Source organism: Chlorogloeopsis sp. ULAP01, from assembly GCF_030381805.1.
Classification (GTDB): Bacteria; Cyanobacteriota; Cyanobacteriia; order Cyanobacteriales; family Nostocaceae; genus Chlorogloeopsis.
The window spans coordinates 194402-218644 of the sequence record NZ_JAUDRH010000011.1 but is presented as its reverse complement, the minus strand read 5'-3'; the positions used below and the strand labels follow the sequence as shown (position 1 = coordinate 218644).

Here is a 24243-nt window from a genome sequence, read left to right as displayed (position 1 = left end):
GCACGAAAAATTACGGGTAGCTCTACACCCTGATCCAATTATTGAAATCAAAAGTTACTTTCACCAGGTAATTTTCGCTGGAAATGCTTTGAAGAGTTGCTAAAGTTAGGCTCGTGTTGCGTAAAGCAATCGTAAACTCACGTAATTTCCCGTATTTTTCTCGAAACCAAAGGCGATGGCGATACTAAGTAGATACTAAATTGCTAGGTACTTTTAAATTTTATTAATTAAATATATGAATAATTGTTCAAATGTTGTAGGTTAATAACAGGAAGAAGAGGAGAAAATTATGACAACCGTCACCCAAATGAAATGTGCTTGTGAATCTTGCTTGTGTATTGTTTCTCTAGAAGATGCAATTCAAAAAGAGGGTAAATATTATTGCTCTGAAGCTTGTGCTGAAGGTCATAAAACAATGAAAGGTTGTGGTCACGGTGGCTGTGGTTGTTAAGCACTTCCCATGTTTACCCTGATAAATTTTCAACCCCGTCCATTAATGGACAGGGTTGCTATTTTTACAGGCTAACTAGGGAATTTATTAGTAATTTCCTAGATTGCCTAGTTAAAAAATGTCATGATTGCATTACAAATTGGACATTACATCCCTTGCCGCTTCTAGAGTTTGCTCAATATCTTCCTCGGTATGAGCTAAAGAGGTAAATCCAGCTTCAAACTGCGACGGTGCCAGGTAAATACCACGCTCTAGCATCCCACGATGGAAGCGAGCAAACTTGCCCAAATCCGATTTTTTGGCGTCTTCGTAGTTATGGATAGGGCCAGATGCAAAGAACAAACCAAACATAGCACTAATCTGACCACCACAAGCAGCGTGACCTGTTTGTTGAGCAATTTGCAACAAACCATCTGCTAACTTTTTAGTAATTTGATCTAGATACTCGTAGGTACCCGGTTTTTGCAGCAATTCTAGCGTTTTAATTCCCGCAGTCATTGCCAAAGGATTACCAGAAAGAGTTCCTGCTTGATACATTGGGCCAGCAGGAGCAACCATAGACATAATATCCCGACGACCGCCATAAGCTCCTACAGGCAAACCGCCACCGATAATCTTACCCAAGGTTGTGAGATCGGGAGTAATGCCAAATTTTTCCTGAGCACCACCATAGGCAATACGAAAGCCTGTCATCACCTCGTCAAATACCAGCAACGCCCCATGTTCGTGGGTAAGTTCTCGTAACCCTTCTAAAAAGCCAGCATCAGGAGGAATAAAACCAGCATTACCTACAACAGGCTCAAGAATAACTCCAGCGATTTGGTCGCGGTTCTCCTCAAATAAAGCTTTCACAGCTTCCAAATCGTTGAAAGGTGCAGTCAGGGTATTACTGGTTACTGATTTAGGTACTCCAGGGGAATCGGGCAAACCAAGGGTAGCAACACCGGAGCCTGCCTTCACTAAAAACATATCAGCGTGACCGTGATAGCAACCCTCAAACTTAATCACTTTGTCACGCCCAGTGAAGGCTCTGATCAGCCTTAGCACTGCCATACAAGCTTCGGTGCCTGAATTCACAAATCTTACCATTTCGATGCTAGGTACAGCATCAATGACCATTTCAGCTAAGACATTTTCCAGCAGGCAAGGTGCGCCAAAGCTGGTGCCTTTCTCCAAAGCTTCATGCAGTGCCGTAATGACTTCGGGATGGGCATGACCGCAAATAGCTGGGCCCCAAGTTCCTACATAGTCAATATACTGATTGCCATCTACATCCCAAATGTATGCGCCTTTGACGTGGTCGAAAACAATCGGTTGTCCTCCCACAGATTTGAAGGCGCGAACTGGGGAACTTACCCCTCCTGGCATTAGGTTTTGAGCAGCGGCGAAGATTTCTTGTGATTTGGTAGTTTTAATCGTTGTATTTACCAAGGTTCTCTCCTAAAAGAGTGGGAAGTAAAAAGCTATATCCTAAGATAGGAGTCAACTCTTCTCAGAACTTCTATCGTATAAAATTACCTGAACCAAGAAAATAACAATATGTTATACAAGTCAAATCAAGACTTGCCTGCTGAAATTCGCAGTGGCTTATCCGATACTTACCAAGATGTTTACCGGGCTGCCTATAACTCGGCAATCGATTGGTATGGTGAAGAGGCAAAAGCTCATAAGGTAGCTTTGAGTGCTGTGAAGATGCAGGCTGTCATACATAAGAGTTCTGATGTTTAAGTCTGAATTTTAAATAACGTTAAATTAGATTATAAATTTAGGAAATTACTTATTAGTTCTAAAATTATGTGCCGACTGGCATAGATAGAATGGTATCGTGAACCCATGAATCATTCTCGCTATTTTGAAAGCAGCTGGTATGTTTTTTTCTGCAAATAATTCACAAAACCACGCTATCCCTGTTGATAAAATTCGCTACGATGAACGCGGTCTTGTTCCAGCAATTGTCCAAGACTATCTGGATGGCGCTGTTTTGATGATGGCGTGGATGAATCGGGAATCACTACAAAAGACTTTGGAAACAGGAGAAACTTGGTTTTGGAGTCGTTCTCGTCAGGAATTTTGGCACAAAGGTGCGACTTCTGGTCATATTCAAAAAGTGCGAAGTCTTCGTTATGACTGTGACAGTGACGCACTGCTAATCGGAGTTGAGCAGGTGGGAGATATCGCTTGCCATACTGGTGAGCGCAGTTGTTTTCATCAAGTAGACGGAAAAATTGCTCCACCACCTGGTGATACCTTATCGCAATTGTTTGAAATCATTTGCGATCGCCGCGATCACCCAAATGACAGTTCCTATACCTGCAAATTATTTGCAGGTGGTGATAACAAAATTTTGAAAAAGATTGGTGAAGAAAGTGCGGAAGTGGTAATGGCATGTAAGGATGACGACGCTGATGCGATCACCTCTGAAGTCGCAGATTTGCTGTATCATACTCTCGTTGCTCTTGCTCATCATCAAGTTGATTTGAAATCTGTGTACCGAAAATTGCAAGAGCGTCGCCGCTAGAGAAAAAAGTAAGTTTATGTTTGGTGACCAAAATTAAGGTGTAGGGTGTTTCTCATTACCATGCTCTTCATGGTGATGAAAACTGCGAGGCTCCGCCTTCTCTTCATCAGGCAGAGCCTCAATCAATGCTTTCCCAAGTTTCAGCCTAGTTACGTTTAGTGAGCAAAATTAAGCGACATCCCATATACCCTACACCTGTTGCTTACAATATTGCCGAAGTAAGGCAGGCAGGGGTGAAGATATCTTCAAGATATGTTTTCCACTCTTGTATTTGTAAACGGAAGCTATTGACTAGGAAGCAATATCCGATTCAGATACAGCAAAATAGCCAGAACGATGAAAACACTCAAGGCTAACCCCAGCCAGAAGTAATTTACTAATAATTGTGATTGATCTAATGCCCAACCTCCAAGCAAAGGGCCAATAAAATAACCAATTGCCCAGCATAGGGAGTTGATGGAGAAATAAACCCCTCGCCTGGATGCAGGTGCCAAATAGGTGACTAGAGAATAAGCTGAGGGTGTGTAGCAGATTACAGCAGTTGCTAATACTCCTAATGCTAAAGTCGCCCAATATAGATGCCCAGTAGTACACAAACCAGTAAACCAGATACAACTAAATCCGATCGCCCACAAAATAGCTGAAATTGCAAGCGCTTGGGGGTAAAAAAAGTGTTTGACCAAACTAACAGCTGGTAACTGTCCGAAAATAGCAACTATCAAGTGCCAAGCGAAAAGGGTACTAATGGTACTTGCTGTAAATCCTGTTGCAGAAAATCCAACTGGCACAAAATTTTTGAGGTAGAGGGGAAGGGTAGTGTGCAATTGAGAAATATAAATTGTGAAGATAATATTGACTGCAATATAAGTAAGAAATCGGCGATCGCCTAATGCCCAGATCCAAACCTTAATCTGCGCAGATAATTCTTGTTGGGTTGATTGTGATTGATAAGTTTCTGCGATCGCTACATAAACCACCGCAAAAAATACGATGAATGAAACAGCATCAATAATAAATAGGGTGCGAAAATTGCCAGTTGTACTGACTAAAAATCCTCCGCAGATAATTCCCATCCCCAATCCTAAGTTGTCTGCTAGCCGGGTAAGGGCAAAAGATTCATGACTATTTTCAGGTGGTGTTAGATCGGCAACAACTGCTTCAGTTGCAGGCCAGTATAAACCAACCCCTAAGCCACTAATCAACTGACCGATAATCAGAATAAAAAAATTGTGGGTTGTAGCCAAAACGAAACAAGCCAATGCTGAAATTGCTGTTGCTAACAATAAAGTATTGCGGCGTCCTATTTGAGGAGAATCAGCTAAAGAACCGCTTAAAATCCGTCCTACTACCCCTGAAATTGAGGCGCAACCCAAAGCAAAACCAACCGAAGTCGCTGATAAACCAATTTGATTGACAAAAAAGATGGGAGCATAAAACAGTGTTAAACCAGTGCCAATCGTTGAGAGGAACCGACCAAACATCAAGATCCAAACTTGGCGATGGATAAGGGAAAACCATGAAAATATTTGGGATTTAGACACAAATTTCCTTGGCAAGGAGAAAGTTCTTCCTTGTCTTTCCCATCTCCACCACTCCCCTAACACTTATTTTGTAATTTTTATCATTTTGTAATTCTTATCATTTCCTGAAATTTTCCTCACTGATTCCACAGAGTTTCCACAAGCACTTTTGCAGTTTTCCACAGCCACTTGTTGATGTCACAAGCTCTTGCCGTATTACTGGGGATTTTGTGTTTATAGCAATTAAGGGTTGACAAAACTGAGTTTTAGTTAAGTTATGTTACAAAAAACTGCCTAAAAAGCTTATAATTCCGTAAATATATATTCTTTATAAACTATGTCTTAATATTTCGCAGCATTGACAACACCACCCCCTTTTGACGCACAATAAGGCGGCTTGCCTTTATAGTCTGCACTTGTATGCGTGTAATAACCCCACTTTTTGCCACAGCAGATTGATGAGAAGACAAAATAACTTTGTCTTCCCTAGAGGCTTTGACTGCAAGCGAAAATTCCCTATTAATAGCCTGTAAAGGAGAAAAATCTCATGAACGCAACAGTAAGCATCTTTACAGAAATTCCTGAAACCCTGCACGAATCGCTCAAAATTTATTTAGAAAAGCATCCTGATTGGGATCAAAACCGAGTTTTGACAGCAGCGCTGTCGTTGTTTTTACTGCAAAATGGAGATAGCGATCGCCGTGCTGCTCGCGTATATTTGGAAACTTTATTTCATCATTGTTAAGCCTAAATACGCTGCCTCGATTCATGCCTAATTGCTCACCTATGCACCATATTTGTAGGTGCTTCCATATTATGGAGCTATTTTGTTTAATGCCCCATTAGGGTACGGCATGGTATATACCGTACCCCATAACCAGATTTCCAAGACTCACAAGAACTACTGGAGTTGAAAATACAAGCAAACTTGATTATATTCTCAAGTTTCTAGCCAATTTTTAATATTTCAGTCACAAATATCAAAAAATTGTTTTGCTCGTAAAGACCTTATTTAATATAAAAGCTAACTATAGAAATCTTTTGACAGTTACTAGGTGTTTTTATAGAACCATTGAATGAAACCTAATAACAACCTATAAAGTTAAGCTCAAAGTATCTCTAGCAAAAAAATCAGAAATTTGGATTTAAGCGGCGACTATTGCCGCTTGCTGTTTGTTTTTACTAAATCTCGATGAAGGAGGGTTAATAAAGCTATCTCCAATCAATGGCTGTCTACAGGATGAAAAACTATCCCAAAAAATTCGTAATTATTCACATTTCATCGGCTGTCTGCAGAGTTACTCGCCATACACTTGGATTTCTGTTGAGATTTAATGATCGACTATTACGATTTGTCCGGATGTTGGGAGGGAGCAGTCGGACACTCAAATTTATAACCAACACCACGAACGGTTTGAATTAGTGCTGGCTGACTGGCATCAATTTCTATCTTCTTACGAATTTGACCGATGTGTACATCTACAACTCGTTGGTCACCGACATATTCATAATCCCACACTTCTTGGATCAGTTCTGCTCTACGCCACACTCTACCCGGATGGCTAGCTAAAAAATGTAATAAGTCGAATTCCAAAGCCGTTAAGGGTACAGGTTGACTGTTGAGAGTTACTTCTCGCCTTACAGGATCAATCATCAGCTTTTCAAAAACAAGGCGTTTTTGTTCTGCTGTGGTTACAATTCGTTGACGCCGTAAAATAGCCGCTACTCTAACTTCTAGTTCTCCCAAACCAAAAGGCTTGGTGAGATAATCATCAGCACCTTTAGAGAAGCCGCGAATCTTGTCAGCTTCGTCTGCACGACTAGTCAGCATGAGAACAAAAACACCATTACGGCTTTGCATCTCTTGACAGAGGTTAAACCCAATTACGTCTGGTAAATTGACATCTAAAATTACCAAATCGGGATTAAACTGCTCAAACAGAGCTAAGGCTGTCTTTCCATCTTCGGCAGCCTCCACCTGGTAGTTCTGCTTTATCAAAAAGCGTTGGATTAAATTCCGAACCGCAGGGTCGTCATCAACTACAAGAATCTTGGCAGGAGCCATGACCATCACTTTGCACAAAAATTTATAGGATTAACGTACAGATTGCGTCAAAAACGCAGTTTCCGTTTGACAGGAAATCAAAATTTACAAGGTTGAGTTAAAAATTCCCTGATTATCTAAAATACTAGTTTAATCTGGAATTTCAGCAACTAAAGCGCGATTAATTTACATAATGCCACTTTAATCAGTTTAGGTATAGGAATTGTTAACCCTGTGTCCAGTGTGCAGATGCTATACTCGCACCGCTAAAGTTTAAGTAAATCAGGAGATTTTTTACCCCTATTACTTAAGTAATTCAAACGCTTTTATTTTAAATCTACAAGTGACTCAGTGGAATGATAAATTCTGAAGCTTTTTGAGTAAAACCGATTTGAGGCAAAGTCAACAGCTAAATCTGAAACAGAAAAACATAATTTTTTCATAAAAAAGCCTTGTAGGTATTTTTAGCTCAAGTTCTAGAGTAAAGCTCTAAATTGGGAACGGCATGAGGGGATACACGGAGTTCTTACCTTGTGTTAAAGTGTCTATAGTTAAATTTCTCATGTCGATTATGCTTACCCCTGTTACTATACAGATAGGATGTAACATCGACTCAAACATTGGTTATCACCAAAGATAAAACTTAAATTTATTATTTTTACAACAAAAGACTGCTGCCGACTTTTAGGCTAGACAAATAAATTCCCATGAGTGAGCAAAATCCCTACGAAAAACTTGGGGTACCAGAAGACGTTAGCTTCGATGAAATCCAGGATGTTCGCAATCGCCTCTTACAACAATACAGTGGCGATGCTAAACGTCTAGAAATGATCGAAGCTGCCTATGATGCAGTTTTAATGGATCGTTTACGGTTGCGCCAAGAAGGTAAGATTAAAGTGCCTGAACGCATCCGTTTTCCAGAGCGTCTCGTACAAGCACCTCCTAAAGAAAGTCCAGCCCCTCGCGAGCAGTCACCTGCATGGCTGCAAAGAATACTAGATAAACCTACATCAGCAGATGTATTGTTACCTGGAGCTTGGTATCTGGGTTTGAGTGCTATCAGTATATTTTACCCAACTGGAGCGGATCAGGTTTTACAGTTGGCGTTGGTAGTTGGAGTAGGTATTAGTATTTACTTTATCAACCGTAAGGAAGGTAAGTTTGGTCGAGCGGTTTTATTCACTCTGAGCGGTTTGATAATAGGTTTGATTGCTGGAGGATTGGTTGCTAATTGGGTTATACCACAAGTACAACAACTGATTCCTTTAACGCAAAATCAGTTTTCTACTGTAGTGACATTTATATTGTTGTGGTTAATTACTAGCTTTTTGCGCTAAGAGCTTAGGAATTAAGGACAGGAGGCTAGGAACAGATCCATTGAAAATGCAGAATACAAAATTTTCAATATTCTAGCCTCTAGCCCCTAGCCCCTAACCTCTAACTGGTTGCAGTGCTTCCTCTAGGATGAGATTAACAGCTACGCTAAGATCTTGAACAATCATATCGGGTTGATAAAACTTTAGTTGTACCCGATCGCGAATGCCACTTTCTATGGCAATTACCTTGATGCCGTGCTTTTTAGCGGCTGTGATATCGGCTTCAGTATCACCAATCATGTATGTGTCTGTGGCGGATGGTAGTTCGCTTAATGCACGTGCCATTAATAAAGGCTTGTCATCAATATCGCGGGTTTTAACATAATCGTTACTCAAGCAGTAACAGCGATTTTCTGGGAAAAATCTACCTAAATCATACTTTTTGAAAGCATAATCTAGTTCTCGCACTCGCCGCATAGTCATTACTGCTAAATCAACGCCAGCCTGTTGAATTTTTAACAGTGCATCTACAGCACCATTAGCAAGGCGATCGTACTCAAAGTAAGGTTCTGTATGTACTGTTTGCCGCCGCAGTTGGGAAAATGCTTGTGCCTGAAGTTCATCTAAACCAGAGATCATACCAATTTGTTTTTCGGCAACACGCGATCGCTTCATTTGCCAAAATTCTGCTTTCGAGAGTTCTCGTACTTTTTGGTTTGGACGTCGAGTTCTCTCTAAACAGAATCGATAAACACGGTAATATCGTTCTGAAACATCTATAATAGGGCCGTCAAAATCTGTAATAATCCTTAACATTTTTCTAAAACGTAATATTTATTTACAGACTAACCTAGATATTACTGTTCTCAGTGTGTTTCAGTTTTAAATATTTGATAGGTGCGTTTTAGATTACTAATTTGACAATTGTGGATGGGTTTGCTATTGAGGATAGCGACGTATGCAAGCCTTTAGTTTTTGGTTGTGACAAGAACTTCTCTTAAAGCCACTTGCCAGCGATCGCCTATTCTGTGAACATCGAAACAATTGCAATCATTTACTAAAAAAGCTCGGAAATTACGGGTTAAACCCAAGTTTCCCAGCATTTTATTAACTCCTAAACCATATTGTTTATTAAAATGGCTACCTAAAATTTCTATAGGAACATAGTTGTTGGGAAATTTACTCATTAGGACAGAAATTATAGCAACTAATGCCTTTTCTAAATCTACTTTAGAAGTAACCTCTTTTTTCAGCGTAGAATTATTGCTATTTAAATTATTGAGTTGAGGTTTTCTAAATAAAGCTACATATGCTTCTAAATTTTCTACGGGTTGGTAGATAACAACATCAGATTGATATTTAATCAAAACATCCTTTGCTGTTTTACCTGGATAGTGATAGGATGCAACTTCATTAATGTCAAGTTTATATTTACGCTCGTATATTTGGGCTATTTGAGATAACTTAAACCATTGATTAGAAGTGCGTTTTTCCTCAGATACAATTATGCCTTGAATTTGTTTAATAAATTTCTCAAAATCAGGTAGTTCTAATATGCTACGAGTATGAGTTTCACCAGTGTTACTGTTCAAGATTTTGAGATTAGTACCTTGCTGACTAACCTGATAAACTGTTAATCCATTTTGCTGTAAACGATTGCATAGATTAGTCATCACTTTGTCTGAGGAACAGACTAAAACTTCTTGAACTTGTGGGTAACGTTCGTGAATAGATGAGCCGAAGGCTATCATTTTACCATCGGCATTATCTTTACCAGCAGGTACATGAATTAAATCATAGCTGCGTTGATGGAATTCAACATCTTGTTTACCCATGCTGCACCAATTAGCAAAAGCAATTTTTACTTGCAGAGGATAATGACAAACTGTGGTTAAAAACTTTTCAGTTTCGGAATTGAGTTGAATATTTTCTGCATCTAGAAGTAAAATTGCCATGCCAGTTTGCTGTTTTGATACAGCAGTAATTGCTGTTAAAACTTTCTTTGATAAATCTACTTCTAGAGAATGAGATGAGACATTTGATTCATAATCTGGAGAAGATAATTGCCGAATTGTCTCTAAAAATTTTATTAATATAGGTGAATTGAAAGATTCGGGAGTAAAAAGAGCTTTGAGAAACCACTGTAAATTTTGAAGTAATGTATTTTGGTCTTGAGTTTGGCTGAGTAAGTTTGTTAGTTTTAAACTCAATGCAGATTGATTGCGACTACTATGCCAGTTTATATTTCTATACTTCTCTAGCAATAATTCAGGTTGCTGTTCTTGAATGGTAATAATTGCTTGGTGAAGGTAGTAGCTGATTTTACTAACAAAGGCATTATCATTGCTACTAGGTGAAAGGTTATCATTGGGCATAGCTCAAATACAACAGTAAGGCATCCTCGCTCAGACGATCACCAAAGATGGTGATTTACAAATTTATACCTAGATAACCAATGATTTGGGATCAGTAAAACTGCTGAGGAAAAGCAACATTAATTTTGGCTTATTCTCTGGTAAGATGCACGAACTGACCGTTTGGATGGCTAATAATTGACTAAGCTACATCCTGACAACCCGATTTCTTCATCAATTGCGATCGCGCTCACACCTTTTTAATTGGAGATTTAAGCTCGACTTTATCCATTTACCTAAATTGCGATCGCAAGACCTTGTATTTTTGAAGCATGATAGCTTAACCGTTAGAAATTATGGTGGTATGCAGCAGCCCTAAAAAATGGCTAAAGTCAAATTTAAAAGTATCATCTAGGTTAATTGTTTTGTACGATATCCTTGATTGGGGTGGGTGGGTTTATCAGGATATCGTAATTCGAGTAGACCTATCTTTTGCATCCTGCTAAGGTAGCCAAGCCGTAGTGTGTGATGAGAACGACCCAACAATTCCTGAAGCTGCTTATGGTTCAAAAACCTTCCTTCACAAAGCTTAAGAATTATTGCTTCCATAATATCTGTTGATACCTTTCCCTTGTTTCTGACATTTGCTGCGATCGCTTTTAGTGATTTCCAATCATCGGAGCTTGGCTGCAAATTATCGGAGCTTGGCTGCAAATTATCGGAGCTTGGCTGCAAATCATCGGAGCTTGGCTGCAAATCATCAAAGGTTTTATCTGGTATTAATCCTGATAAAAAATCTTCTGGACTAGTTTTTTCTACTAACTTATAGTTCTGAGCAACTAAGTCAGCTTCTACGTCAGGTGGCTCTCCTGGGAAAAAATAGAAAGTTCCGCGAGCAATACCACCTGATTCTAGGAAGCCATCTCTGACAAGAGCAGACAAAGCCTTTGTTAGATCGTGTGGGTGAGTAGCACTCATACACTTGAGCCGAGCGTGAGTAACTTTCCCCTCAAGTGCTACTGTAACTAAAGCAAGGCGTTGATCGTCTGATAACTCTCGGAATTCAGAACCAAATCGTTCGTCAAGTTCTCTAAGGGTTTCCTCTGGCAACAAGTTAACCATTAGCATTGCCAGTAATGTTTGATCTGGCTCGACTTCTTCTAACAATGCGGGCAGTCGCCAGTGTTGCTGACTCCAGTTACGATAAATTTTGGGAATACCCGAACCTGCCTGTTCTCCAATACCCACAAGCTGAAACATTTTCTGTAACTTGCGATTGCGGCAATCACTTGTACCGCCCCGGAGGGCATCTTCTAAAGGCAGTCGCATGATGCCAGGGTTGCGAAATACAAACATATCAGGGCGCTTTATAATTTGTATTGGTATGCGCCCAGTGTAATCTGCATGAATTAGCGTATTTATTAATGCTTCGCGTAAAGCTTCATGTACTGGTGTTTCGTCTACTCGTTTTGCACCTTTGAGCCTAAAGGGAACTTTGAGGTCTGAGAAAAGTTTTTGAATTACCCGACGGTAAAAATCATAAAGGTTTCCTGACCATGTTCCATCTGTAGTGACACGATCTACCCATCGAGCCTCTGTTCTCGGTTCGGGACGTTCTTGATAATCTACTACATAGTGAGGTACAGCCTCAAGAATTGAAGGGAGTTTGCCAAACATTAATAAGCCTGCTACTGTTAGTCCCTCTTTTCCTGTTTGCCGATCACGTAGCCAGCCACCGATAGATCGAAGAAATTCTTGGTCATCCAAATCTAGCCAAGGATGATCTGGTTTGGTGGCTTTAAATTGATTCCGATATGCTTTAAGGGTATTTTGGTCAATATCATCGAAGCCATAGTTTTCTAATAACCGGGCATCCCGCACTTCCTCTACTTGTTCTGCAAGCATCCGTTTAACAGTTTCTTCATCACACAAGTAGTCACCCTCGTAGTTTCTACGATAAGTACCTGTTAAAGGATTCTGTCCTACGTAAACAGGGCGTTGCGGCCTTCGCGCTCGCGGTACTTGGATACGGATTACTTGCTTGCTTTGTACCTCAATAACTTCCACCGCTTTATCGGTTAGCAAGTTAACACTAATTCGCTGGCGATTATTAAGCCCGTCCCAAAGGTTTTTAAGAATACGTTCTGGAGCGGCAATACCTGTAACGCTGAATTTTCCTTTGGGTTTTTCTTCAATTCCTAAAAAAATGACACCACCATAGGTGTTAGCCATTGCAGAATAAGATTCAAAAAAACTTTTGGGCAACTCACCTTGTCCATCCCGACCTGATGCTTGCTTGGCTTCAACATCATAGCCCTCTGCTAATTCTTCGATATCTAGTATCGATAGGCTTGCCATCATCAATCCTCAAACTGCCAAAATATAACCGCACCGCTTTCGGGAGAGTCTGTTAATTAATTAAGTTAACAGTGGCACATAATAAAGCCTAGTCAATTCTAGATTAATTGACACTATTCGTGCTCAGATCGCTAAAGATTGGTATTTCTATTAAGTCTGAAGATTCAACGCTCAAAGGTAGCTTCTAGGAAAAAGCTAAAGAATTGGCGGTTTTAGCTTCAAAGTCATGGATAGGAAAATCTTCAAGCCCTTTTAGGCTGCAACCAAAATTCTATACTTGTGTACAGGGTTGTCAAACACCTAAGTGAGATGGGTGAAATACTTGGTAATATGGGCAGTACAGGACTCGAACCTGTGACATCCTGCTTGTAAGGCAGGCGCTCTACCAACTGAGCTAACCGCCCGTCACACACAAGAATTAAATATAGCAAAAATTTTCGTGTCGCGCTAGTATTTTTGGGAAATATTTTTGAAAATTTTTTAGACATTCTCGATGCCCTCTGGTCAAACGCACGATCGCATTACTTTGTGGGCTTTGCCGTTTGTTGCTGGTTTCACTTTTACTCAGACTCAGAGCGGCAACCTGACTTTGTTGGTGGCTGGTGCATTTATGTTTGGTGGGTTAATGTTTGGCCCTGACTTAGATATATACTCTCGCCAATATCAACGCTGGGGTTTCTTGCGCTGGATTTGGATTCCTTATCAAAAAAGTCTGCGTCATCGTTCATTTTTATCCCATGGTCCAATTATTGGTACAACTTTAAGAGTGGTTTATTTAGGCATAATTGCTGTAATTTTGGCACTTTTAAGTGTGGTAGTTGCCGAAAAATTAGGACATAAAGCGTGGAGTTGGCAGGTTTTAAGTGAAAATGTGGGGCGATCGCTCACGGATTACAAAACGGAATCTCTGGCACTGTTTTTGGGGCTGGAACTCGGTGCAATGAGCCATTCTCTGAGCGATTGGGCTGGCTCGGCATATAAACGTTTGCACTCAGCAGGCATTCGCGGTTTGCTACCACGTGCGAAAATGAAGAAACGTAAAGCAAAAACTCGCACTCGTCAATCTGGCTCGAAAATCGGCAAAAGCCGGACAAAGTAATAGGTTATTAACCACAAAGTTTTTATTAGTTATTAATTATGGAATTTCATCAAACCCAGAATCATGCTGAAACTCTGGCAGCGTTACAAGAATTAATTGATGTGGTGGCAAAGTTGCGATCGCCCGAAGGAGGTTGTCCGTGGGATTTGGCGCAAACTCCCCAAACGCTGACGCCTTATGTGATTGAAGAAGCTTATGAAGTGGTAGACGCAATAAACAGTGGAGACAAAGAAGCGATCGCAGAAGAATTGGGGGATTTGCTATTACAAGTTGTTCTGCAAGCACAAATTGCCAATGAGTATGAGCAATTTAACCTTAAGGAAGTAGCTCAAGGTATTGCTCAAAAATTGATTCGCCGCCATCCCCACGTATTTGGCGAAGTTTCAGTACAAAGTGTGGAAGAAGTACGGCAAAACTGGGAACAAATTAAAGCGGCAGAAAAAGGAGAACCGTCTCCAGAGAGTCAAAAACTCAGTGCGAAGCTCAGTAACTATGCCCGTAAACTTCCCCCTTTGATGGCAACAATGAAAATTTCCCAGAAGGCGGCTGCGGTAGGATTTGAGTGGGAAAATATTGATGGGGTGTGGGATAAGTTTCACGAGGAGTTACAGGAATTTCAGCACGCTTTAGCCCATGAAACACCAGCACAACAACAAGCCGAATTAGGCGACTTGCTGTTTTCTGTTCTCCAACTTGCCCGTTGGTATAACCTCGATCCCAGCGAAGCATTACAAGGAACAAATCAACGCTTTATTCAAAGGTTACAAAAAATGGAGGCTTTTGCCGATCGCCCCCTTTCTGATTACACTCTCCAAGAGTTAGAAGCTCTGTGGCAGCAAGCTAAAGCCCAATTGAAGAAAGGATAATTATGCTGCTCGCAGTGGAATAATGCCTCGATCAAAAATGCGGTTATCAGTACCAATAGCGCTAATCTCTATTCTATCTGGATACACTTCATAGGCTGCAAAACTCAATCTCTCAGCAGAATACTCTGTCCACTCATTTTTTCCTACAGGACGAGTACCTGCACCACCACCACAAATTAAATAAGTCGTACCATTAATAGACCGGGTGCGTTCATAATGATGTTCATGACCATTTATATAAAGTTGAACGCCATATTTTTGAAATAAAGGAGTGAAATTTTTAATAAACTGTGGATTACTGCCATAAACACCCGATGCATAAATTGGATGATGACCAAAGACAATTTTCCAGGGTGCATTACTGCGGCTTAATTCTTTTTCGAGCCAAATCAACTGATTTTTCCAATCAGCATTACCATTAGTATCTAAAGCAAAAAAATGTACTTTGTCTTGGCGAAAAGTGTAATAACGTCCCTTCATATTAAAGCCGACATATTTTAATTGTAAATCGCCATTGACAGTACGAATATCGTGATTGCCTAAAACAGCTTGAAACTTTACACCTCGTTTGAGCAAAGAAGCATAGGGACGCTCGAAAACTGCACCAATTTTCTCAATTTCGCCATTATTGTAGATATTATCGCCAGCTAAGACGACTAATTTATAGGGATTTTTGCTGTGATAATTAGTCATTGCCCTAGCGACAGCATACTGCCCTCCTGCACCAGTGCCTGTATCTGCAACAGAAACAAAGCGTAGTAACAAGTCTTTTTTAGCTGGAGCAGCGGCTACTGCTGTTTCTAGCTCATCAGTATTGTTACTGAAATAACGGCTGATAACACCTAAAAATCCTATACCAAAAGCACTGAGGCTACTTAAAAATAAAAATTGACGGCGTTTTAGCTTCATAATCTCATCCAAATCAATATTTTGATAAGTTTAGCCGAAGCAATGAAGTGATACATTAAGGCAGGGGAGGCTGAAGCAGGAATTTAATATGTATGTTTTTGATTAGCTGCTCTGGGTGAAAGTTCCATGTCACAAGACAATCAAAATCCACAACCATCTTCTTCCCCAGAACCGGAGGAAAATCGACTTCGGCAAAGACAATACCAAAAAGCTCAACCGTTTTGGAAGGCTAAAACTATCCAAATGTTGAGAGGCGCGATCGCTCTTTTAGAAACAACGGTTGAAAAGTTGGAGACAGAACCTCCTGGTGGTACTGAGGAAACCTCCAGTGTTTTGCAGCCGCTTCAATCTGGGTGGAGTGGATTATTAGCCAAAATCCGCTCTTTTTTACCAGCAAATTTGTCTGCTAATTTATCCGACACTGTTTTGACAGGAGTTATTGCTGTTGCTACCGTAATTTTAATTTGGACAACTTCAAATATCTTTACTAGTAAACCAACAGAAATAGCAACAGTTCCGCCATCTTCAGAGCAGGCACAAGAAACTCCTGCTGTAGAAGAAGTACCTTCACCAACCATAACGACTTCACCAGAGCCACTGCCAACACAGACACCATCACCATCAACACAAGAAGCGCCGCCGCCAACAGAAGAAATTACTCCTCCTCCATCTCCAGAACCAGAACCCGAAATAACTGCCACGCCGACACCGACACCGACACCGACATTAGTATTAACGCCAGAACAAACTTTGATTGCGGCAATTGAAAATCAAGTAGCACAAGTAAGCGATCGCATTGCCTCCGGACTAATACAATCAATTCAAGCCAACTTTCTCACGAGTACTCTCACTATGAAAATTAGTGATGACTGGTACACTCTCAAAGAATCTCAACAAAACAAACTAGCTGCTGAGATTTTCCAGCGTTCTCAAGAATTAGACTTCACCCATCTAGAAATTACCGACTCTCAAAACAGGCTGGTGGCGCGTAGCCCGGTGGTTGGTAATGAAATGGTAATTTTTAAACGAAGATAATTAATAGCAAATGTTCTATTAACTCTGAATGTAGGGCTTTTGACTGCAACTTTGCCCTCAAAAACTAAAGTTAGTTTTAGTTACAGTGCAAATGCTTTTTATTCGTCCTACAATCTCATCTGATGTTCCTGACATACTGAAGCTAATAGCAGAAATTTACGCTGAATATGGCTGTGTTCTGGATGCTGAAAATGAAGATACTCATCTGCTTAATCCAGGAGATTATTTTCGTGCTAACGGTGGAGAATTCTGGGTAATTGAAGATAAAGGAAACATCTTGGCAACGGGAGCTGTTCTGCTTCACCCCGATCATGCCGAGTTGAAAAGCTTATATGTACATCCCTCGTTACGCCGACAAGGTTGGGGAAGACGATTGGTAGAAATAGCGATCGCTCATGCCCGCGGCGCAGAGAAACTCCGTCTCATCCTCTGGAGCGACACTCGTTTTACTGCTGCCCATCAACTTTACAAGCACCTTGGCTTTCAACGAATTGGAATGCGAGAACTGCATGATTCTAATCGCTCTGTAGAGTTTGGATTTGAGATTTTGCTGTTGTAATTCATCAGCTACCTTGCTTGTACTCCTCTGCGTGACTCTGCGTTGAAAAATAAACTCAAACATTTGGGATACTCCCATACTCAAGACTCAGTATTTAAGATTGATGTATAATCTCTCACTAAATAATCAACTCCCGTTATTGCAGTACCAACAACTACAGCGTATGCACCTAAATCAATTGCCCTACGCGCCATTTGAGGAGAAGAAATACCGCCTTCACAAATTACGGGAACTTGTAGCTTTTCCACCATCTGAGTTAAAAGTTCCCAAGCAGGGGGAGAAAGATGCTTGGTTGCAGCAGTGTAGCCACAAAGAGTAGTCCCCACAATATCTGCACCAGCGTCTACGGCTGCCTTTGCCGCTTCGATTGTATCTACATCTGCCATGACTGGTTTGGCTAATTTCTCATGAATCCGAGCAATAGTAACTGCTAAATTTTCACTACCAGGGCGTTTTCTAGTCGTCGCGTCTATGGCGATAATATCAGCTCCCGCTTCTGCAACAGCAGCCGCATGGTGAAACTGGGGAGTAATGTATACATCGTATCCAGTGATGACTTGCTTCCATAACCCAATTATTGGTACTTGAACACGTTGTCGTACAGCATATATATGCGCAGGCGTATCAATACGCACTCCAACCGCACCATTATTGACAGCAGTTTGTGCCATTGCTGCAATTACGAATGGATCGTGGAGTGGTGATTCTATTGGGGCTTGACAGGAAACAATTAGTCCGCGGCGTAAGGATTCTAGAGACATAGAGGGGAAATAGATGAGGAGTGGGAGACGCAAAGACGTGGAGAGGGGAAGAGAGGGAGAGTGGGGGAAGGGGGGACAAGGGGACAAGGAGAGTAATAAATAATCAACTAATAACTAAATAACCACCAACTACCAACAACTTTACGGGCGGGTTTAGAAGATAAATTGTCTGTTTCAACCGAAAAATCATCGGCAAAACCCGCCCCTACCAACTAACTCAAGACTGGTTTTGGCTGGATTGGTATCCATACAGTAAAAATTGAGCCAACGCCAACTGTAGATTCTACTTCAATTCGACCTCTATGTAGTTCTATCAGTTGTTTAGTTAATGCCAAACCCAGCCCTGTACCTTCGTAACGGCGACGGTAGGGTGGATCGAGTTGATGAAATTTTTCAAACAGGAGTGGCAACTGTTCTTTAGGAATACCAATGCCAGTATCTTCCACTTGAAACACAGCAGTATCATTTTCCACCCAGAGCCGTAAAGTGACATTACCACCTTCTGGTGTAAACTTGATCGCATTACTTAAAAGATTCCACAATATTTGTTCCACTCGCCTAACATCAGCAATAAAGCGATCGCGTTGTCGATCCAGGGGTAAATCCAGTCTAAGATTAACTTGCTGACTTGTGGCTTTTTCTAAAAGCGATGCTATTGTAGTCTCTGCTATGTCCACTAAAGAAAATTCTGTAATATTTAGGACTGCCTTGCCTGCTTCAATTTGGGATAACTCCAAAATATCATTAATCATTTCTAATAAATGCTCTCCACTGTCGTGGATTGTTTGTAGATAATCGCGTTGCCGCTCGTTCAATTCTCCAAACGACCAGCGTAGTAAAGTGGAAGACATACCAATCACATAAGTCAAAGGTGTGAGTAATTCGTGGCTAATGGTAGCAAGAAATTCACTTCTGAGGCGGCTGGCGGCTTCAGCCGCGACTAAAGCATCGTGCAAAGCTACTGTGCGCTCAATGACTCGTTGCTCTAAAGTTTGTTTTTCCTGAGTGAGTGATCGCGTTAACTCAGATTGGTGAATAGCGATCGCCAATTGTTCAGCCACAGAAGTTAGCAAACTTTTTTCACTCTCACTCCATGAGTATGGGGCATGGCACTGATGAGCAATCAAAAGTCCCCAAAGTTTGTCCTCGAATACAATGGGAGCTACAAATTTTGCCCGTACTTGTATATTCCTTAAAAAGCTCAAAAGACACTCTTCTAGGGCGTAAGTTTTTTCGACATCGTCTACAGCCAAAGTAAAGCCTTGCTGATACTTATTCCAACATGAAGAATTCAGTGTAAAGCAATTGTCTTGTTTACTCAACAATACTGAAGGAATGGTATCACTCGCACGGGACTCGTAAATAACACAGCCTGAGTGCGAAAATAAGCTAGAAAAAGATGAAAATTCTAAAATTTTGTTAACTTCACTAAAATTCGGAGTTGAGGAAGAAGACTGCGTACTAGATATTGGTGATTGGTTACTGGGAAAAACCTCTTTCTTAATTCCAACTAAAGTGTGATTGATAGTATTTGGTGTACCCAAAAGAGGGTTACTTTGTGAACTAGCTTGAAGTACTGGGGGATTAAAACACTCAGCAGGATTGAAAAGCTTAACTCCTTTTAAAGAAGGTAGTTTACAGATTACCAATCGATCTAATTCCAAAAACTCCCGTACTTGCTCAATTGCTGTTACTAAAATCACAGATATGTCTAAACTTTGCCGGATTTGAGTTGTTACCTGGTTTAAGAGCCGCTCTTGAGCAAGTTGTTTTTGCAGAGCATCTTCCACTGGCTGACAGATAGAAACAGAAGAGAAGATAGCAGCTTGTGGCTTTGTAAGTTCTTGACCTGGCTGCGGCAAAAAATAGTTTAACAATAATAGCGTAAACTGACTTTGGAGCTTACCATCATTTGGAGCGAGAAGTTGACGATAATGTTCAATATTTTGGTATGTCTGAGAGTCACGCTCAAACACATCCCTCAATTCCACCATAAAAGAGGCGATCGCCTCAATATCAAATGTTAACTCTACATTCCACAAAGAGTCTGAAAAAGGCTGGCACGTGGGAATTTCTATTGATTCTGTCAAATCCGGAGGTTCTTTGTGTGGAAAATTCTCTTTGAATGACTGCTCTTGGATGAAGCGAGTTGTCGTTCCATTGACGGGGGTGGCATCGGGGTGAGGTTGCCCCTGCTGCTCCTGTTGTGGAGAACCCACCATCAACACACTAAACCCCTCAGAAATAACAACCGCAAATCTTTGTGTCTGCCACTCCTTTGGTGTATGAATTGTCGCAAGTACAGCTTCTGTCAATACCAAAGCTCTGTTTTCCACTGCTTGAGCCATCTGTTCTAACAATTCGCCAAGCTGATTAAATACATCCAAAGGCAAGGTTCGAGAAAAGCTCAAATCAGGAGAATTAAGCATATTCAAGGTAAGAGGGGCTGTACCCAGTTAATTAAAATTTTTCAATGTGTTCTAATCTACAGTTTAAGACGGTAATACAGCATTATGCATCGTATTAGTGCCATATCGGTAGGGTGGAGTCCTCAATCAGAAGGCGTTAGATTTTTAGAACAAACTCCTGCTCCTATTGTATTTCTTACAGCGGCTGATACCGACATTCAAACTTTGGCACAGGCAGTTTCTAAGTTGCCTCCTAGTTTCCCTGCATTAAGAGTTGCAAACCTATTAAGCTTGCAGCATCAAATAGATATAGATACCTATGCCGAGCAAATTTTGGAGCTTGCCCAAGTAATTATTCTGCGACTATTAGGAGGACGTTCCTACTGGGCTTATGGGTTAGAAGTAGTGCGGGAAATTGTCCAACGTCATGGTACAACCCTAATTGTAATACCAGGGGATGATGCTTTAGATCCCGATTTAATATCTCACTCTACTCTACCTTTGAATACTGTTAATAAAATATGGCGCTATTTCCTTGAAGGTGGCGTAGAAAATATTGTTAACGCTCTCAAATTTATTGCCGATACTTGCCAATTTAGTTCATTTAATCCACCGCCTCCCCAGCCAGTTTACCGCGTTGGGTTATATGAATGGCAGGAAAATGGGGGAGATAGGGGAGAGACGGAGATAAGTTCCAAGCTCGAAATTCCAAGTTCCAGTCATCTCCCTTCCCCAACTCTTCCCAAAGTAGGTATTCTCTTCTATCGCGCCCATTATCTCGCGGGAAATACTAAAGTCATTGATGCTCTGTGCGAAGCATTGGCAAAGCGAAATTTAGAACCAGTGCCAGTTTTTGTTTCTTCGTTGCGTGAAACCGATGTTCAAGATGAGTTGAGCGAGTTTTTCCAACCCAAAGACTCTGAACAAATAGCTCTGCTATTGAATACAACCAGCTTTTCTCTAGCACGCTTAGAAACAGAAACACCCCAAATTGCCCTGTGGCAAAAATTGGATGTGCCTGTTTTACAGGCGATTCTCAGCAGTGGTTCGGTGCAACAGTGGCAGTCTACATTCCAAGGACTTTCACCCCGCGATATCGCCATGAATGTGGCGCTGCCAGAAGTCGATGGACGTATTATTAGCCGGGCTATATCTTTTAAGGCACTACAAAAACGCCATCCGCAGTTAGAAACGGATGTGGTTGTTTATGAACCTGTGCGCGATCGCATTGAATTTGTCGCTGATTTAGCAGCCAACTGGGTACGCCTGCGCTCCAAGCCACCCGAACAACGTCGCGTTGCTTTGATTTTAGCGAATTACCCCACCCGTGATGGACGCTTGGCTAACGGTGTAGGACTTGATACACCAGCAAGTTGTGTAGAAATCCTTAAGTCTTTACAGATGGAAGGATATCATGTGGAAAATATACTTAAGTCTAGTCATGAATTAATACATAATCTTCTTAGTGGAGTAACAAACGATCCAGAAGGTAAGGAATTACGTCAAGTGCGACAAAGTGTTTCTTGGCAAGAGTATCAGGAGTATTTTGCTTCTTTACCGGAAGTTGTGCAGCAGAGTATCTGTGAGCGGTGGGAAATAGCTTGTGAAGACGCAGAGACAATCAGACGCGGGGACGCGGAGAGAAAACAGTTCCCCGTGTCCCCGTGTCCCCGTGTCCCCGTGTCCTCTTTATTCCCCATTCCCGGTATTCAACTCGGCAACATCTTTGTGGGAATTCAGCCGGCGCGTGGGTATGATGTCGATCCCAGTTTGAATTATCATGCACCGGATTTGGAACCAACTCACGCTTATTTAGCTTTTTATTATTGGGTGAGAGAATATTTTGGTGCGGATGCGGTAGTTCATGTGGGGAAGCATGGAAATTTGGAATGGTTACCAGGTAAAAGTGTGGCGTTATCTGGTGATTGTTATCCAGAAGTTGCTTTGGGAGCGCTTCCTCATTTGTACCCGTTTATTGTCAACGATCCTGGTGAGGGTTCGCAAGCCAAACGTCGCGCTCAAGCTGTAATTGTGGATCACCTGACGCCACCACTAACGCGAGCAGAACTATACGGTGGTTTGCAACAGTTGGAAAATTTAATTGATGAGTATTATGAAGCAGAAAGTTTAAATCCGGAACGTTTGCCTGCAATTTGCGATCGCATCCAGGAACTAGTTATCAAAGAAAATCTTCATCTCGATTTAAAAGTGGCTAATAGTTCATCACTAATGGCTAATAGCCAAGAACAATTAACAATTAGCAATCAACCATTAGCCATTAACAACATTGATGGTTATCTTTGCGAGTTAAAAGAAGCTCAGATCCGCGATGGTTTGCATATTTTTGGGCAATGTCCAACTGGAAGACAACTGCGGGATTTAATTGTCGCGATCGCTCGTCATCCCAATCGCCATCAAATCGGATTCACCCGTGCTCTAGCTCAAGATTTAGGCTTAGATTTCGATCCTCTCACAGCAGATTTCAGCACAGAATTATCAGCAATTAGCCAGCAAGTTTTACTCGCAAAATATCAACGCACCTGTCGTACCGTCGGTGACGCGGTTGAAGTTTTAGAAGCACACGCCGCAGAACTCATAGAAAATCTATTATCTCCCACTTCAGGGCGCTCCCAAGGCACTGCCCCTACCCCCCCCCTCTCTTCCGCCCTCGACTGGATACGCTTGCGTCTAATTCCTTCGCTGCAACAAACTCACCAAGAAATCACCCACTTATTGCGCGGGCTGGATGGTAAATATGTTCCTAGCGCTCCTGCTGGCGCACCGACGCGGGGACGTCCGGAAGTTTTACCAACGGGTAAAAATTTTTATTCAGTAGATATTCGTGCTATTCCGACAGAAATAGCCTGGGATATTGGCAGGAAAGCTGCTGAAACTCTGATTGAGGTTTATACCCAAGCAAATGGAGAGTATCCAAAAACACTTGCGTTATCAGTGTGGGGAACTGCTACAATGCGGACTGGAGGTGATGACATTGCCGAAGCACTAGCTTTAATAGGTGTACAGCCTGTTTGGGATGGTGCCGCACGACGAGTAGTAGATTTTGAAATTTTGCCACTTTCAGTATTAGGACGTCCCCGCGTAGACGTTACTTTGCGAATTTCTGGTTTTTTCCGGGATGCTTTTCCCAATTTGATTGATTTATTTAATCAAGCAGTGGCAGCAGTAGCAGCATTAGATGAACCACCAGAACAAAACCCTTTAGCAGCACAAATTCAAAAAGAAACAGAATTTTGGACAACACAGGGTTTGAGTCAACAACAAGCCCAAGCGCGATCGCACTACCGCATCTTTGGTTCTAAACCAGGTGCTTACGGTGCTGGGCTACAAGGCTTAATTGAATCGCAAAATTGGACAGATGAGGAGGATTTAGCACGTGCTTACATTAACTGGAGTTGCTATGCTTACACATCAATAGGAGGAGGAGAAGGAATATCATCTCCAGAAGCATTCGAGAGGCGATTGCAGCAAATGCAAATAGTACTGCACAATCAAGACAATCGTGAACACGATTTACTCGATTCGGATGATTATTACCAATTTCAAGGTGGATTAACCGCAGCAATACGTTCTTTACAAGGGAAGAATCCCCAAACTTATTTTGGCGATCATTCTATTCCTGCCAAACCGCGAGTTCGTCAACTAAAAGAAGAAATTGCTAGGGTATATCGTTCTCGTGTCGTCAATCCCAAATGGATAGCTGGAGTCATGCGCCACGGTTACAAAGGTGCATTTGAAATGGCGGCAACAGTAGATTATTTATTTGCCTACGATGCGACAGCTAAATGTGTAGAAGACTATATGTATGAAGGAATAGCCCAAGCTTACTTGTTTGATCCTACTGTCAGTGAATTCATCCAGAGTAAAAACCCCTACGCTCTGCGTGATATTGCTGAAAGATTACTGGAAGCATTTAAACGCGGCTTCTGGCAGGATGTCAGTATACAAACTTTGGAAAATTTGAGAAACTTAATTCATCAAGCTGAAGCAGTTATCGAACAAAAATCCGTGGTGTAGGAAACATCAT

The 24243-nt window shown here is 41.4% G+C and carries 19 protein-coding genes and 1 tRNA gene; 10 read left to right on the top strand and 10 right to left on the bottom strand.

Going from position 1 to position 24243, the window contains the following annotated elements; translation table 11 throughout:
* The first annotated feature begins 289 nt into the window (after window positions 1-289).
* Entirely contained in the window at window positions 290-451 is a 162-nt protein-coding gene (locus QUB80_RS22060; protein ID WP_289791657.1) for a metallothionein, read from the top strand.
* Between the two features lie 132 nt (window positions 452-583).
* On the opposite strand, the gene hemL is transcribed toward QUB80_RS22060, so the two are convergent.
* Window positions 584-1882, bottom strand: a complete 1299-nt coding sequence (hemL, locus tag QUB80_RS22055) for a glutamate-1-semialdehyde 2,1-aminomutase (RefSeq protein ID WP_289791656.1) — start codon at window positions 1880-1882, stop codon at window positions 584-586.
* Window positions 1883-1990: 108 nt separating this feature from the next.
* Here hemL and QUB80_RS22050 point away from each other — a divergent pair, with 108 nt between their 5' ends.
* Window positions 1991-2179, top strand: coding sequence for a ChaB family protein (locus tag QUB80_RS22050; protein ID WP_289791655.1), 189 nt, complete (start codon window positions 1991-1993; stop codon window positions 2177-2179).
* 139 nt (window positions 2180-2318) lie between these two features.
* Entirely contained in the window at window positions 2319-2969 is a 651-nt protein-coding gene (hisIE, locus tag QUB80_RS22045) for a bifunctional phosphoribosyl-AMP cyclohydrolase/phosphoribosyl-ATP diphosphatase HisIE (protein ID WP_289791654.1), read from the top strand.
* Window positions 2970-3253: 284 nt separating this feature from the next.
* On the opposite strand, the gene QUB80_RS22040 is transcribed toward hisIE, so the two are convergent.
* A complete protein-coding gene (locus QUB80_RS22040) occupies window positions 3254-4510 on the bottom strand; it encodes an MFS transporter (RefSeq protein WP_289791653.1) in 1257 nt (418 codons plus the stop codon).
* Between the two features lie 526 nt (window positions 4511-5036).
* Here QUB80_RS22040 and QUB80_RS22035 point away from each other — a divergent pair.
* Window positions 5037-5234, top strand: a complete 198-nt coding sequence (locus tag QUB80_RS22035) for a DUF2811 domain-containing protein (RefSeq protein ID WP_289791652.1) — start codon at window positions 5037-5039, stop codon at window positions 5232-5234.
* 600 nt (window positions 5235-5834) lie between these two features.
* Here QUB80_RS22035 and QUB80_RS22030 read toward each other — a convergent pair.
* On the bottom strand, window positions 5835-6554 hold the full coding sequence (locus QUB80_RS22030; protein WP_289791651.1) for a response regulator transcription factor: 720 nt from the start codon (window positions 6552-6554) through the stop codon (window positions 5835-5837).
* Window positions 6555-7240: 686 nt separating this feature from the next.
* On the opposite strand from QUB80_RS22030, the gene QUB80_RS22025 reads away from it, so the two are divergent.
* Complete coding sequence (locus QUB80_RS22025) at window positions 7241-7870, top strand: CPP1-like family protein (RefSeq protein WP_289791650.1); 630 nt, start codon at window positions 7241-7243, stop codon at window positions 7868-7870.
* Window positions 7871-7963: 93 nt separating this feature from the next.
* Here the strand turns inward: QUB80_RS22025 and QUB80_RS22020 are convergent, their stop codons facing one another.
* From QUB80_RS22020 to QUB80_RS22005, 4 genes are all read right to left on the bottom strand, one after another.
* Window positions 7964-8665: an HAD family hydrolase gene (locus QUB80_RS22020; RefSeq protein WP_289791649.1), complete on the bottom strand. Its 702-nt coding sequence runs from the start codon at window positions 8663-8665 to the stop codon at window positions 7964-7966.
* Between the two features lie 152 nt (window positions 8666-8817).
* Window positions 8818-10224 (bottom strand): NYN domain-containing protein, encoded by a 1407-nt coding sequence (locus QUB80_RS22015; protein ID WP_289791648.1) that lies wholly within the window; start codon window positions 10222-10224, stop codon window positions 8818-8820.
* Window positions 10225-10614: 390 nt separating this feature from the next.
* A complete protein-coding gene (locus QUB80_RS22010) occupies window positions 10615-12564 on the bottom strand; it encodes an RNA/DNA-binding domain-containing protein (protein ID WP_289791647.1) in 1950 nt (649 codons plus the stop codon).
* A 328-nt stretch (window positions 12565-12892) separates the two neighbouring features.
* A tRNA-Val gene (locus QUB80_RS22005) sits at window positions 12893-12965 on the bottom strand.
* Between the two features lie 89 nt (window positions 12966-13054).
* Here QUB80_RS22005 and QUB80_RS22000 point away from each other — a divergent pair.
* Window positions 13055-13660 carry a metal-binding protein gene (locus QUB80_RS22000; RefSeq protein WP_289791646.1) on the top strand — a complete coding sequence of 202 codons (606 nt, stop codon included), beginning with the start codon at window positions 13055-13057 and terminating at the stop codon, window positions 13658-13660.
* Window positions 13661-13698: 38 nt separating this feature from the next.
* Window positions 13699-14526, top strand: coding sequence for a nucleoside triphosphate pyrophosphohydrolase (gene mazG, locus QUB80_RS21995; protein WP_289791645.1), 828 nt, complete (start codon window positions 13699-13701; stop codon window positions 14524-14526).
* Here the strand turns inward: mazG and QUB80_RS21990 are convergent, their stop codons facing one another.
* Complete coding sequence (locus tag QUB80_RS21990; RefSeq protein ID WP_289791644.1) at window positions 14527-15435, bottom strand: metallophosphoesterase family protein; 909 nt, start codon at window positions 15433-15435, stop codon at window positions 14527-14529. It lies immediately after the preceding gene.
* Between the two features lie 126 nt (window positions 15436-15561).
* On the opposite strand from QUB80_RS21990, the gene QUB80_RS21985 reads away from it, so the two are divergent.
* Together QUB80_RS21985 and QUB80_RS21980 are read left to right on the top strand one after the other, a co-directional pair.
* On the top strand, window positions 15562-16470 hold the full coding sequence (locus QUB80_RS21985) for a hypothetical protein (RefSeq protein WP_289791643.1): 909 nt from the start codon (window positions 15562-15564) through the stop codon (window positions 16468-16470).
* A gap of 91 nt (window positions 16471-16561) precedes the next feature.
* Window positions 16562-17029 carry a GNAT family N-acetyltransferase gene (locus tag QUB80_RS21980; RefSeq protein WP_289791642.1) on the top strand — a complete coding sequence of 156 codons (468 nt, stop codon included), beginning with the start codon at window positions 16562-16564 and terminating at the stop codon, window positions 17027-17029.
* 80 nt (window positions 17030-17109) lie between these two features.
* Here the strand turns inward: QUB80_RS21980 and QUB80_RS21975 are convergent, their stop codons facing one another.
* Window positions 17110-17790 carry an N-acetylmannosamine-6-phosphate 2-epimerase gene (locus QUB80_RS21975; protein WP_289791641.1) on the bottom strand — a complete coding sequence of 227 codons (681 nt, stop codon included), beginning with the start codon at window positions 17788-17790 and terminating at the stop codon, window positions 17110-17112.
* A gap of 212 nt (window positions 17791-18002) precedes the next feature.
* The gene (locus QUB80_RS21970; RefSeq protein WP_289791640.1) at window positions 18003-20219 is read right to left on the bottom strand and encodes a GAF domain-containing sensor histidine kinase; all 2217 of its coding nucleotides are present in this window, start codon (window positions 20217-20219) and stop codon (window positions 18003-18005) included.
* An 84-nt stretch (window positions 20220-20303) separates the two neighbouring features.
* On the opposite strand from QUB80_RS21970, the gene cobN reads away from it, so the two are divergent.
* Window positions 20304-24233 carry a cobaltochelatase subunit CobN gene (gene cobN, locus QUB80_RS21965; protein WP_289791639.1) on the top strand — a complete coding sequence of 1310 codons (3930 nt, stop codon included), beginning with the start codon at window positions 20304-20306 and terminating at the stop codon, window positions 24231-24233.
* Window positions 24234-24243 lie beyond the last annotated feature (10 nt).

Coding starts and splice junctions, on each gene's coding strand:
- QUB80_RS22060 (WP_289791657.1), top strand. CDS start 290: ATGACAACCGTCACCCAAATGAAATGTGCTTGTGAATCTTGCTTGTGT.
- QUB80_RS22050 (WP_289791655.1), top strand. CDS start 1,991: ATGTTATACAAGTCAAATCAAGACTTGCCTGCTGAAATTCGCAGTGGC.
- hisIE (WP_289791654.1), top strand. CDS start 2,319: ATGTTTTTTTCTGCAAATAATTCACAAAACCACGCTATCCCTGTTGAT.
- QUB80_RS22035 (WP_289791652.1), top strand. CDS start 5,037: ATGAACGCAACAGTAAGCATCTTTACAGAAATTCCTGAAACCCTGCAC.
- QUB80_RS22030 (WP_289791651.1), bottom strand. CDS start 6,554: ATGGCTCCTGCCAAGATTCTTGTAGTTGATGACGACCCTGCGGTTCGG.
- QUB80_RS22025 (WP_289791650.1), top strand. CDS start 7,241: ATGAGTGAGCAAAATCCCTACGAAAAACTTGGGGTACCAGAAGACGTT.
- QUB80_RS22020 (WP_289791649.1), bottom strand. CDS start 8,665: ATGTTAAGGATTATTACAGATTTTGACGGCCCTATTATAGATGTTTCA.
- QUB80_RS22015 (WP_289791648.1), bottom strand. CDS start 10,224: ATGCCCAATGATAACCTTTCACCTAGTAGCAATGATAATGCCTTTGTT.
- QUB80_RS22010 (WP_289791647.1), bottom strand. CDS start 12,564: ATGATGGCAAGCCTATCGATACTAGATATCGAAGAATTAGCAGAGGGC.
- QUB80_RS22000 (WP_289791646.1), top strand. CDS start 13,055: ATGCCCTCTGGTCAAACGCACGATCGCATTACTTTGTGGGCTTTGCCG.
- mazG (WP_289791645.1), top strand. CDS start 13,699: ATGGAATTTCATCAAACCCAGAATCATGCTGAAACTCTGGCAGCGTTA.
- QUB80_RS21990 (WP_289791644.1), bottom strand. CDS start 15,435: ATGAAGCTAAAACGCCGTCAATTTTTATTTTTAAGTAGCCTCAGTGCT.
- QUB80_RS21985 (WP_289791643.1), top strand. CDS start 15,562: ATGTCACAAGACAATCAAAATCCACAACCATCTTCTTCCCCAGAACCG.
- QUB80_RS21980 (WP_289791642.1), top strand. CDS start 16,562: ATGCTTTTTATTCGTCCTACAATCTCATCTGATGTTCCTGACATACTG.
- QUB80_RS21975 (WP_289791641.1), bottom strand. CDS start 17,790: ATGTCTCTAGAATCCTTACGCCGCGGACTAATTGTTTCCTGTCAAGCC.
- QUB80_RS21970 (WP_289791640.1), bottom strand. CDS start 20,219: ATGCTTAATTCTCCTGATTTGAGCTTTTCTCGAACCTTGCCTTTGGAT.
- cobN (WP_289791639.1), top strand. CDS start 20,304: ATGCATCGTATTAGTGCCATATCGGTAGGGTGGAGTCCTCAATCAGAA.